We start from the raw sequence: 11,987 nt of genomic DNA on the forward strand, positions 1-11,987 counted from the left end.
GGACGAGATGGATAATTTCTTGAACCTCATTACTACTCAGGGCGAAGCGATCTTCGGGTCTCTGTGGCCGGCGGTCTGGGCTTTAATCCGTATCGTGATCATCGTATTGCCGATGTTTGGTGCAGTTGCATATCTCACCCTTTGGGAGCGTAAGCTCATTGGTTGGATGCATATTCGTCTTGGCCCAAATCGTGTTGGTCCCTTGGGGTTGTTGCAGCCAATTGCGGACGCCTTGAAGTTGTTGATGAAGGAGATTATTTCCCCAGCACAGGCAAGTAAGGTTCTTTATGTCATTGCTCCAGTCATGGTGATCATGCCAGCATTTGCTGCTTGGGCTGTGATTCCATTCCAGGCAAAGATGGTCTTGGCGGATGTGAATGCTGGATTGCTCTATGTAATGGCTATCTCATCAATTGGTGTTTATGGTGTGATCTTGGCAGGTTGGTCATCTAACTCCAAGTACCCATTCCTTGGCGCTATGCGTGCATCAGCCCAAATGATTTCCTATGAAATTGCTATGGGCTTCGCGCTCGTAACGGTATTGCTCACTTCTGGTTCATTGAACCTAAGTACGATTGTTGCCTCGCAGGAGCAGGGCTATTTTGCTAGCATCGGCTTGAACTTCCTCTCTTGGAATTGGTTGCCATTGCTTCCAATGTTCTTGATTTACTTCATCTCCGGCGTTGCTGAAACGAATCGTCACCCATTTGACGTGGTGGAGGGCGAGTCTGAGATTGTTGCTGGCCATATGGTTGAATACTCTGGTATGGCCTTTGCGATGTTCTTTTTGGCTGAGTACGCCAACATGATTCTCATTGCGGCCTTGGCTTCAACCATGTTCCTAGGTGGCTGGTTGCCTATCGTTGATTTACCGATTTTGCGTGATATTCCAGGTTTCTTCTGGTTATTCGCCAAAACCTTCTTCCTCTTGTCTTGCGTGATTTGGTTGCGTGCTACATTGCCGCGCTATCGTTATGACCAGATCATGCGCTTGGGTTGGAAGATCTTTATTCCCATCTCTGTATTTTGGGTGGTTGTCGTTGGCGCGTGGGTGGTTTCCCCATGGAATATTTGGAAATAAGTTGATCAATCATGTTTAAGAAAATTTCCCAATTCCTCGATAGCTTAATGCTCAAAGATATTTTGACTGGTATGTCTATTACTGGTCGTTATCTCTTTAAGCCCAAAATCACTGTTCAATATCCAGAAGAGAAGACTCCTCTATCACCACGTTTCCGTGGCCTGCATGCACTGCGTCGCTATGAAAACGGGGAAGAACGCTGTATCGGCTGTAAGTTATGCGAGGCGGTATGCCCGGCTTACGCAATCACCATTGAGACGGCTGAGCGTGACGATGGTACGCGTCGGACCAGCCGTTATGACATTGATTTAACAAAATGTATTTTCTGCGGATTTTGCGAAGAGGCTTGCCCTGTAGATGCGATTGTTGAAACCAATATTTTTGAGTATTTCGGTGACAAGCGCGGTGATTTGTATTTCACCAAAGAAATGCTTTTGGCAGTAGGTGATAAGTATGAAAAAGATATTGCCGCTAACCGCGCAGTTGATGCGCCTTACCGTTAATCGAATAGAGCACAAGAACATATGACATTCGATACATCTACACTTTTCGCAGCATTCTTTTACGCTTTCGCTGGTCTGTTGGTGATTTCAGCGGTACGCGTGATCACTGCGCGCAATCCTGTGCATGCAGCACTGTTCCTTGTGTTGGCTTTCTTTTGTGCCTCTGGCCTATGGATGCTTCTCAAGGCAGAGTTCTTGAGTTTGGCGCTGATCTTGGTTTATGTCGGCGCCGTGATGGTGCTCTTCTTATTCGTTGTCATGATGTTAGACCTTGATTTAGAGCACTTACGTCGTGATTTCAAAAAATTCCTACCGGTTGCTTTCTTGATGGGTGCGGTGATTGTGCTCGAACTATCGATCGTATTGATTCGTAGCTTTATCGGCACCAGCTCACCAGTTCAGCCAATGCCAGAGGAGATGATGGCTAGCAATACTCAGGCTTTGGGCATGTTGATCTTCGTTGACTATGTTTATGCTTTCGAGGTTGCCGGCGTCATCTTGTTGGTGGCAATTATTGCTGCCGTAGCATTAACCCTGCGTAACCGCAAAGATGCCAAATCCCAAAATATTCATGAGCAGGTCAATGTCAATGCTGCCGATCGTATGCGCATTGTAAAAATGGGTTCAGATATGGCTGCAAAGCAAGATACTCGTGGGGAGAAGAAATGACTATTACTCTTGCCCACTATTTAGTGCTTGGTGCAATCTTATTTGCAACTAGCGTCATTGGGATTTTCTTAAACCGTAAGAACGTCATTGTGCTGTTGATGGCCATTGAGCTAATGTTGCTTTCGGTGAACATGAATTTTGTAGCCTTTTCCCATTATTTGGGCGACATGGCTGGTCAAGTATTCGTATTCTTTATTTTGACTGTGGCTGCCGCTGAAGCGGCTATTGGTTTGGCAATTCTGGTAGTGCTCTTCCGTAAGGTTGACACCATCAATGCTGAAGACCTTGACCACCTAAAAGGCTAGTCATGCAATTAACCTTAACTCTTCCTGTTCTTTGTGCAATTCCGCTCGCGCCATTATTCGGCTCTGCGATTGCTGGCTTCTTTGGAACAAAATTAGGCGGTAATCGTATTGGCCAAGGAGCTTGTCAGTTCGTGACCATTCTCGGTGTGATGATTGCTTTTGTATTGTCATGCTTTGTATTAGTGCAGGTAATGGATGGCTTTTATTTCAACGGCACGGTTTATCGTTGGATGCAATTAGGCGAACTCAATCTGGATATTGGCTTTTTGATTGATCCACTTACTGCAACCATGATGTGCGTGGTGACCTTCGTTTCCTTAATGGTGCATATCTACACAATTGGCTATATGCAGGGCGAAGAGGGCTATAACCGCTTCTTCTCATACATCTCGCTCTTTACCTTTGCTATGTTGATGTTGGTGATGAGTAACAATCTATTGCAGCTCTTCTTCGGTTGGGAGGCGGTTGGTGTTGTCTCTTATCTGTTGATTGGTTTTTACTTTGAACGTCAATCAGCAGTATTTGCCAACATGAAGGCTTTTTTAGTGAACCGCGTTGGTGACTTTGGCTTCATCCTCGGTATCGGCATCTTGCTAGCAAGCACTGGTTCTATGAACTATGACGTGATCTTTGCGCAGAACAATGCTTTGGCCGCCCAAACGCTGCCAGGTACAAGTTGGAATTTGTTAACAGTGGCTTGTATCTGTCTCTTTATTGGCGCTATGGGTAAATCTGCTCAGTTCCCGCTCCACGTTTGGTTGCCAGACTCAATGGAAGGCCCAACACCGATTTCCGCATTGATTCATGCTGCAACGATGGTTACTGCTGGTATTTTCATGGTGTCCCGCATGTCCCCATTGTTTGAGTTGTCGGATGCTGCTTTGAGCTTTATTTTGGTAATCGGCTCAATCACTGCGCTCTTTATGGGCTTTTTAGGAATTGTCCAAAACGATATTAAGAGGGTGGTTGCTTATTCCACTTTGTCACAGTTGGGTTACATGACTGTAGCGCTTGGAGTTTCAGCTTATCCAGTGGCAATCTTCCATTTGATGACACACGCTTTCTTTAAGGCGCTTTTATTCCTTGCTGCTGGTAGTGTGATTTTGGGTATGCATCACGAACAAGATATGCGCAAGATGGGTGGCCTGTGGAAATACATGCCTATTACTTGCTTGATGATGTTGCTCGGTAATCTAGCTTTGATCGGCACACCATTCTTCTCTGGCTTTTATTCAAAAGATTCCATCATTGAAGCGGTGGCGGCTAGCCATATTCCTGGATCCGGATTTGCTTATTTTGCAGTTATGGCCAGCGTCTTTGTAACCGCCTTGTACTCATTCCGTTTATATTTCTATGTGTTCCATGGCAAAGCCCGCTGGGGTCATGGTGATGCTCATGCGCACGATCACCACCATGATCATGCAGAGCAGGGCGATGACCATGCGCACCATGGTTTAGCTCCTGGTGAAAAACCACATGAGTCACCATTTGTTGTGACCTTACCATTGATCCTGCTGGCAATTCCTTCAGTCATCATCGGTTATTACACAATTACGCCTTTGTTATTTGGCACCTATTTTGGCGATTCAATCTTTGTAGATATCGGTAAGCACCCAGCGATGAAGGAGCTTGCTCAAGAGTTCCATGGTCCAATTGCTATGGCGATTCATTCGTTTACTTCGCCAGTATTGCTGTTGGTGGTGCTAGGTGTTCTGGCTGCTGCAATTGGTTATCTCTGGGCGCCGAAATTGCCAGGTCAGTTTGCGCAAGCGCTTGCACCACTCAAGAAACTTTTGGATAACAAATACTATCTCGATGATTTGAATCAGGCCGTGTTTGCTAAAGGTTTGCTATGGATTGGTGGTGTCTTATGGCATCGCGGTGATCAGCAGGCAATCGATGGTTTTGTTGTTAATGGAAGTGCTCATGCAGTAGGGCGCTTCTCCGCTGTAATTCGTCATTTGCAATCCGGTTATCTCTATCACTATGCCTTTGCGATGATTGCGGGCTTGGCGGTATTGTTGGCTTGGGTTTTGTACGCTTACCTGCCTTTTGTTCGCTAGGCCTTTGTTACTTAAGTAGCCATCATGATTCTTTCTTACGCCATTTGGATCCCGATTTTCTTCGGCATCATTATTTTGTTTTACGGTTCGGAGAAGCCTTCTGCCGGGGTTCGCTGGCTTGCCCTCATAGGCGCAATCTTGGGCTTTATTGCAACATTGCCTTTGGTAATTCAGTTTGATATTGCCAATCCTGGCATGCAGTTTGTCGAGAAAATTAGCTGGATTCCTCGTTACGATATTAATTATCACCTGGGTATAGATGGCATCTCAGTATGGTTCATCGTGCTGACTGCATTCATTAATATTTTTGTTGTGATTGCAGCTTGGGAAGTAATTGAGACCAAGGTATCCCAGTACATGGCTTCGTTCATGATTCTCTCGGGATTAATGATTGGCGTATTTGCAGCGTTAGATGCCTTGTTGTTTTATGTATTCTTTGAGGCAACCTTGATCCCGATGTACATCATCATTGGTGTTTGGGGTGGTCATAACCGCATTTATGCCGCCTTCAAATTCTTCCTGTATACCTTGCTCGGCTCCTTACTGACTTTGGTTGCGATGCTGTATTTGTATAACGCAACAAATACCTTTGACATCTTGGCTTGGCATAACGCTCGCTTGGATATTGTTGAGCAAATCTTATTATTCTTTGCATTCTTCATGGCTTTTGCTGTGAAGGTTCCAATGTGGCCGCTGCATACCTGGTTGCCTGACGTTCATGTGGAAGCACCGACAGGTGGCTCTGTAGTTCTGGCTGCCATCATGTTGAAGCTCGGCGCTTATGGCTTCCTTCGTTTCTCATTGCCAATTGCACCAGATGCAAGCCAGTACCTTGGCCCATTCGTGATCTTCCTGTCCTTAGTTGCGGTGATCTACGTGGGTGCAGTTGCTCTTGTTCAGAAGGATATGAAGAAGCTGGTTGCTTACTCATCTGTTGCTCACATGGGTTTTGTGACTTTAGGCTTTTTCCTCTTTAGCCCTTTGGGTATTGAGGGCGGTATTGTGCAAATGATTTCTCACGGCTTTGTTGCAGGTGCCATGTTCCTATCTATTGGTGTGCTCTATGACCGGATGCACACCCGTCAAATTGCTGATTACGGGGGTGTGGTTCATCGTATGCCTGCCTTCACAGCGTTCGCAGTATTGATGGCGATGGCCAACTGTGGACTGCCTGCAACCTCTGGATTCGTTGGTGAGTTCATGGTGATCTTAGCTGCCGTTGATTATGACTTTGTGATTGGTGTCTTGGCAGCGACTGCATTAATTCTGGGCGCTGCTTATTCCCTGTGGATGGTCAAGCGTGTGTTCTTTGGCGCGGTAGGAAATGAACATGTTGCCGCCTTAAAGGATCTCAATGCGCGTGAGTATTTCATGATGACTGTGTTGTCTATCTGCGTTATCGGTATGGGCGTCTATCCAAAGCCTTTTACTGACATTATTCATCCAGCCGTAATTAATCTGCTGCAGCATGTTGCTGTCAGCAAACTCTGAGTAAAAGCTAATGCAAGCATTCGACCTATACGCCATCCTGCCGGAACTTGTTTTACTTGTTGCCACCTGTCTCTTATTGGTGGCGAGTGTTTATGTACCTGAGCGCCAATTGGCTAGTCCTGGGGTAGAGCAGGACATTTTCCATACACCGCGTGGTGTTGGTTTTGTCTATTTTTTCTCTATTATTTTGTTGGTGTATTTGATCTTTGTATTCTTGGGTCGCATGGGTGATGTATCCCTGGTTGCTATGAATGGTTTATTCCAGTCCGACCCCTTCTCCAATCTTCTCAAAGCATGTTCATGCGGGGCCGTATTAGTGAGTTTGGTTTACTCTAAGCAATACCTCATAGATCGAGCGCTGTTCCGTCCGGACTTTATTGTTTTAGCACTGCTCGCCTTATTGGGTCAGTGCGTTCTGATCTCCGGATCTAATCTATTGACCTTGTATTTGGGTCTTGAATTGATGGCGCTCCCGACTTACGCTTTGGTGGCAATGCGTCACAGTAGTGAAAAGAGTGTAGAGGCTGCTATCAAGTACTTTATTTTGGGCGCATTGGCATCAGGTTTCTTGCTATACGGCATGTCGATGTTGTACGGCGTTACAGGCTCACTCGATTTAATCGAAATCTTTAGAACGGTTGCTGATCCACGAGTAAATCATTTGGTAATGGCTTTTGGTTTGGTATTTATTGTTGCCGGCCTGGCATTTAAGTTGGGTGTTGTTCCTTTCCATATGTGGGTGCCTGACGTTTATCAAGGCGCTCCTACCGCGGTGACATTGATGATTGCGGCTGCGCCTAAGTTGGCTGCATTTGCCCTGCTATTCCGCCTATTGGTTAATACGCTATTGCCACTCTTAGGTGATTGGCAGCCGATGTTGGTCTTGCTTGCTGTTTTGTCTTTGCTAGTGGGTAACATTACTGCGATTGCTCAAACCAATTTCAAGCGTATGTTGGCTTACTCTGCAATTGCTCAGATGGGTTTCGTATTGCTGGGTATGTTGTCAGTGTTTGATGACCACGCCTTCAGTGCCTCTATGTTCTATGCGGTAACTTATGTTTTGACAACCTTGGGTAGTTTCGGTCTCTTGATGATGCTATCTCGCAAAGGGCATGACTGTGAAACCTTGGAAGACTTGAAGGGTTTAAATAAACGTCATCCGTGGTTTGCCTTCATAGGTCTTGTGATGATGTTCTCTTTGGCGGGCATTCCTCCAACAGTCGGTTTTGCAGCAAAGCTGGGTGTATTGGAGGCTTTAGTAGATGCTGAGCATACTTTCCTGGCTATCATTGCCGTGATCGCCTCTTTGATTGGTGCCTTCTACTACCTTCGAGTGGTTAAAGTCATGTACTTTGATGAGCCAAAAGCTGAGCATGCCTCTGAGGTGACTGGCTCTGGCTTTGCGCGCGGCCTCCTCAGTTTGAATGCGGTATTGGTGATTGCTGTGGGGGTCTTCCCTGCTGGATTGATGTCTATTTGCTTAGATGCAATGCGACGCACATTATTGGGGTCATAAGACCAGAAGCTTGGTGGTGAAAGGGCTCCTTGATCGGAGCCCTTTTCTTTTGTGTCATTTGTTTTTTGTATGATGGCCCAATAGCTTGACTAAACCCCATTGAGAGTAAATGAGATGACTGAAAAATGTTTTAACGATCTTCCGGCTGGCGATCTTCATTTACGCGAGGAGCGACTATCAGGTGAGGATATCTATGGTGGTATTTTCCTCAATATGAAGCGAGATCAGGTCAAACTTCCGGATGGCAAGCAGGCCGTACGGGAGTATCTCACTCACCCTGGAGCAGTGGCTATTTTGGCGATTTTGGACGATGGCAGGGTGCTGATGGAGCGTCAGTATCGCTATCCTATTGCAAAGGCTTGCATTGAGATTCCTGCAGGGAAGTTAGATCCCAAAGAAGATCATCTGAGCTGTGCTCAGCGTGAGCTTGAGGAAGAGACAGGCTATTCCGCCAGAAAGTGGACCTTTATTCGTCGCATCCATCCTGTCATTTCGTATTCCACTGAATTTATTGATATCTATCTTGCTGAGGGTTTGGTGCCGGGTAAAAATCACCTAGATGATGAGGAGTTCTTGGATGTATTTGCCGCCCCCTTAGAGCAGCTGATGGAATGGGTGGAGCGGGGCGAGATTACTGATGTAAAAACCACTATTGCGACCTATTGGCTAGATCGCTATCGTCGCGGGCTCGTCAGTCCTATACCTCTCTCATAATCCTATTAAAATAGCGGTATTGAATTTATCAGTTTTGCCCCTATATAGGCCTTATGAAAGTTTATAACCTCGCCTGCCCACTAGACCATCGCTTTGAGGGGTGGTTTGCCTCTGAAGAGGATTGTCTTGCTCAGCAAGACAAGGGTATGCTTGCCTGCCCAATTTGCGACAGCACAGAAATCACCCGGATGCCATCGGCCCCCCATATTGCTAAATCTTCCTCCAATAAAGGGGATAAAGCGGCTGCAGCCTCATCCGAGCTAACTGTTCCTGGCGGCGCTGATGGTAATGCTGTTGGCGGGGCCTTAAGCGGCGACGTTGTTGCTCTAACAGGCAGCGACCATTCTCAATTGGAAGCCCAAGTTCAGGCAGCCTTTTTGAAAGGTATGCGCGAATTGATGAGCCGTTCTGAGGATGTTGGCGACTCTTTTGCTGAAGAGGCCCGTAAGATTCACTATAAAGAATCTCCCGAGAGGAGTATCCGTGGCCAAACCACTTTGGATGAGGCTGAAGCTCTGCGTGAAGAGGGTATTGAGGTGATGGCAATGCCACTGCTTCCAGCCCTTAAAAATACCCTGCAGTAATTCTTTCTCTCTAAATCCCCTATACTTGGCAAGCAGTAGAGCGCGATTTCCGCGTAGCTTGAACCCAGCATATCGGATAGGAGTAATACCCATGAAACGCTTTTTTCTGGCAATGTTTGCCGCAGTTCTAGCGCTGACCATCTTGGCTTGCTCCAAGTCCCCAGAGTCTAAAGAAATTAAGGTTGCAGTTTCTCCTGCATCACCCCCCATGTTATTTGACGATAAGGGGCAAATTGTTGGTGTGGATATGGATATCTTCCAGGGGTTCTGTCAGTCTCGCGGTTGCACGATTAAGGTCACTCCATATGATTGGGCTGGAATGCTCGGAGCCGTCTCCAGCGGTCAAGCTGATGTCGCTTTTTCAGGAATTTCAATTACCGATAAACGTAAAGAGGCGATGGATTTCTCTCAGCCTTACTATGACAATGCTTGGCATTTAGTCAGCATGAAGAATAAGAATATTCAAATTACTGATTTAGCTCAGCTCAAGAAATACTCTATTGGTTATCCACGTGGAATGGCCTACGATGATCTGATCAAAAATGAGCTAGAGCCTAAAGGTTACTACTCGTTAAGCAAGGTAAAGCTCTACCCTTCTTATGCCGAAGTCGTCACTGATTTACAAAATGGAAACTTAGACTTGGCATTTATTGAAGAGCCCGTGCTCCTCAATTATGAAAATAAACTTAAGCTGCCGATTCAAAGTAGTTACGTATTTAATGGGTTTGATAAATTGGGTTTTGCGTTTGCAAAAGGCTCTAAGTTGCGCGATGACTTTGATCGCTACTTGAACGAACTGGGGCCTGAGAAAATTAAGGCAATTCTAGATAAGTGGATGAAGTAAGAAGGCAATTTCTTTTCATCTTGAAGCGTCGTTGAGAGTCTCTCTGTGACCTTTTTAGACATTCTCACTCAGTTGGCACAGGGGGTTTCTTACACGCTTCTTGTAACCTTAGTTTGCTCTGTAACAGGTCTATTGGTTGGGCTTGGCTTAGCTAGCTTACGAAGACTCGGGTTACCTCTATTAACACCATTGGTGGATTGGTATACCTATGTATTTCGTGGTGTGCCGGTTCTAGTTCTTTTGTTTACGGTTTACTTTGGTTTGCCTGGTATTGGATTTAAGGTTCCTCCGTTAATGGCAATGGCCTTGAGTTTAGGTCTGGTTGCTTCGGCTTATTTAGCCGAGGTATTTCGTGGGGCGTTTAATTCTGTGGATCCTGCTGAGGTTCTGGCTGCGCAGGCAATGGGGATGACTCGTATACAGGTGCTTAGATATATTGAGTTACCTCAGATGTTGCGTTTCTCGGTTCCCGGAATGGTTAATGAATTCACATCCATACTAAAGTATTCCCCATTCGCTTATACCGTTGGCATTCCTGAGATTACAAAACAGGCCATGAATTTAACTGCAACGACCCTGCGCGGTGTTGAGGTCTATTTAGCGGTTGGCATTCTCTATTTTGCGATTTATCGCATCTGTCTGTTTACTGTTCAGTGCATTAGTAAGCGTTATCAAATTCCAGGAATGACTCCTATATGAAACTCTTAAACGCAATACTCAATGGGATAGTGGGTGAGGTAAAAATATGGCGTTAATTCAGGTCAGGGATTTAGTCAAAAATTTTGACGGGCAAACTGTTCTTTCCAATATCAATTTAGATTTGAAAGAGGGTGATGTTCGAGTCTTGATGGGCGCTTCTGGTTCTGGAAAATCCACTTTATTGCGTTGCCTAAATCGCCTGGTAGAGCCAACATCCGGATCAATTGTCTTTAGGGGTCAAGAAGTTCTTGGTCCTGGTGTTGATGTGAAGCAACTACGCAAGCAGATTGGTTTTGTGTTTCAGCAATTTGCTTTATATAGCCATTTAAATGTTTTGGATAATGTCTCTCTTGGCCTGCGTAAATTGCATGGTATGGGAAAAGTAGAGGCAAAGGAGAGGGCGCTTCACGAACTCTCCCATTTTGATATGACGGCCCATCAAGATAAATATCCATCCCAGCTTTCTGGCGGCCAAAAGCAAAGGGTAGCAATTGCTCGTGCGCTAGCCATGGATCCCGCAGTATTAGTTTTGGATGAGCCTACCTCGGCACTTGATCCTGTAATGTCCAGAGATGTGGGTGACTTGATTAATCGCCTGCATAGGGAAGGGACTTCGATGATTTGTGTAACGCATGATCTGAGTTTGGCCCGCAATATTGCTGATACAGTGATGTTTCTTGATCGCGGCGTGATTCGCGCGGATGATCGCATAGATGTTCTCAGTAAAGATTCTGATCCAGAAATCCAGGCATTTTTTGGCGGAGAAGAAAAATTCTCATGAGTGGCTGGACCTCCTTTACCCGAGATCTGCTAGAGCAGATGCCGCTAATCCTGGCGGGATTGCTAAAGACTGTCCAGCTGGCTGGTCTGATCAGTATTTCAGGTTTATTGCTAGGTATCGTTGTGTTCTATCTGACTCTGAGTAAAAGTCATATTGTGCGCAATACTACTAACGCCTACATTTCCTTTTTCATTGGAATGCCCTTAATTGTTTTGCTCTTCCTGATGTATTACGGCTTGCCATCATGGGGCGTACGTCTTTCACCTTTCACAGTAGCGTTCATTGGTTTTACATTTAATGTCGCAGCCTATAACGCAGCTTATCTCAAGACCGCCTTTAATGGATTGGATAAATCTCAACTAGAGGCTGCTAGAGCCCAAGGCTTTAACCCCTTACAAATCTTTCGGTACATTACCTTACCGCAGGTGATGCGCCTGTCTATTCCTGCTTTAACAAATCAGGTGATTGCAAACCTCAAAGATAGTTCTATTGCGTTTTTAATTCAGTACACAGAATTTTTTGCCAGAGTGCAGGAGTTAGCGGCAACCAATTTCCAATTCTTCAAAGCTTACCTCTTGGCGGCCTTGATTTATTTAGCCTTAGTCTCTGCGATTGTTTTATTCGCTAGGGCGATTGAGCGGCGTTATTTCATTCCAGTGTGACGGGTAATCTTATTTAGCGCTCAAAAAAATAGCGATCAGAAGATCGCTATTTGTTTTATCAGCTCTCACTGATGG

At 45.6% G+C, this 11,987-nt stretch carries 13 protein-coding genes; all 13 read left to right on the plus strand.

What is annotated here, in order from left to right:
- The first annotated feature begins 7 nt into the window (after positions 1 to 7).
- The 13 genes from nuoH to AOB49_RS04320 all read left to right on the plus strand — a co-directional run bounded on the left by nuoH (position 8) and on the right by AOB49_RS04320 (position 11,912).
- The gene (gene nuoH, locus AOB49_RS04260) at positions 8 to 1,081 is read left to right on the plus strand and encodes an NADH-quinone oxidoreductase subunit NuoH (RefSeq protein WP_062308399.1); all 1,074 of its coding nucleotides are present in this window, start codon (positions 8 to 10) and stop codon (positions 1,079 to 1,081) included.
- Positions 1,082 to 1,092: 11 nt separating this feature from the next.
- The gene (gene nuoI, locus AOB49_RS04265; RefSeq protein ID WP_062308402.1) at positions 1,093 to 1,584 is read left to right on the plus strand and encodes an NADH-quinone oxidoreductase subunit NuoI; all 492 of its coding nucleotides are present in this window, start codon (positions 1,093 to 1,095) and stop codon (positions 1,582 to 1,584) included.
- 21 nt (positions 1,585 to 1,605) lie between these two features.
- Positions 1,606 to 2,253 carry an NADH-quinone oxidoreductase subunit J gene (locus AOB49_RS04270; protein WP_062308404.1) on the plus strand — a complete coding sequence of 216 codons (648 nt, stop codon included), beginning with the start codon at positions 1,606 to 1,608 and terminating at the stop codon, positions 2,251 to 2,253.
- Positions 2,250 to 2,558 carry an NADH-quinone oxidoreductase subunit NuoK gene (gene nuoK, locus AOB49_RS04275; RefSeq protein WP_062308407.1) on the plus strand — a complete coding sequence of 103 codons (309 nt, stop codon included), beginning with the start codon at positions 2,250 to 2,252 and terminating at the stop codon, positions 2,556 to 2,558. Before AOB49_RS04270 ends, nuoK begins: the two co-directional genes overlap by 4 nt.
- A gap of 2 nt (positions 2,559 to 2,560) precedes the next feature.
- Positions 2,561 to 4,621: an NADH-quinone oxidoreductase subunit L gene (gene nuoL, locus AOB49_RS04280; RefSeq protein ID WP_062308410.1), complete on the plus strand. Its 2,061-nt coding sequence runs from the start codon at positions 2,561 to 2,563 to the stop codon at positions 4,619 to 4,621.
- A gap of 24 nt (positions 4,622 to 4,645) precedes the next feature.
- Positions 4,646 to 6,112 carry an NADH-quinone oxidoreductase subunit M gene (locus tag AOB49_RS04285; RefSeq protein ID WP_062308413.1) on the plus strand — a complete coding sequence of 489 codons (1,467 nt, stop codon included), beginning with the start codon at positions 4,646 to 4,648 and terminating at the stop codon, positions 6,110 to 6,112.
- Positions 6,113 to 6,122: 10 nt separating this feature from the next.
- Positions 6,123 to 7,628 carry an NADH-quinone oxidoreductase subunit NuoN gene (gene nuoN / locus AOB49_RS04290; RefSeq protein WP_062308415.1) on the plus strand — a complete coding sequence of 502 codons (1,506 nt, stop codon included), beginning with the start codon at positions 6,123 to 6,125 and terminating at the stop codon, positions 7,626 to 7,628.
- Positions 7,629 to 7,742: 114 nt separating this feature from the next.
- Positions 7,743 to 8,342: an NUDIX domain-containing protein gene (locus AOB49_RS04295; RefSeq protein WP_062308418.1), complete on the plus strand. Its 600-nt coding sequence runs from the start codon at positions 7,743 to 7,745 to the stop codon at positions 8,340 to 8,342.
- Positions 8,343 to 8,395: 53 nt separating this feature from the next.
- Positions 8,396 to 8,926, plus strand: a complete 531-nt coding sequence (locus AOB49_RS04300; protein ID WP_062308419.1) for a DUF1178 family protein — start codon at positions 8,396 to 8,398, stop codon at positions 8,924 to 8,926.
- A gap of 91 nt (positions 8,927 to 9,017) precedes the next feature.
- The gene (locus tag AOB49_RS04305) at positions 9,018 to 9,770 is read left to right on the plus strand and encodes a transporter substrate-binding domain-containing protein (protein ID WP_082784052.1); all 753 of its coding nucleotides are present in this window, start codon (positions 9,018 to 9,020) and stop codon (positions 9,768 to 9,770) included.
- A gap of 45 nt (positions 9,771 to 9,815) precedes the next feature.
- A complete protein-coding gene (locus AOB49_RS04310; RefSeq protein WP_062308422.1) occupies positions 9,816 to 10,469 on the plus strand; it encodes an amino acid ABC transporter permease in 654 nt (217 codons plus the stop codon).
- Between the two features lie 46 nt (positions 10,470 to 10,515).
- A complete protein-coding gene (locus AOB49_RS04315) occupies positions 10,516 to 11,250 on the plus strand; it encodes an amino acid ABC transporter ATP-binding protein (protein WP_062308424.1) in 735 nt (244 codons plus the stop codon).
- Positions 11,247 to 11,912, plus strand: coding sequence for an amino acid ABC transporter permease (locus AOB49_RS04320; protein ID WP_062308427.1), 666 nt, complete (start codon positions 11,247 to 11,249; stop codon positions 11,910 to 11,912). Before AOB49_RS04315 ends, AOB49_RS04320 begins: the two co-directional genes overlap by 4 nt.
- The last annotated feature ends 75 nt before the right edge of the window (positions 11,913 to 11,987 follow it).

Origin of the sequence: Polynucleobacter sinensis, from assembly GCF_001595985.1 — a bacterium.
GTDB lineage: Bacteria > Pseudomonadota > Gammaproteobacteria > Burkholderiales > Burkholderiaceae > Polynucleobacter > Polynucleobacter sinensis.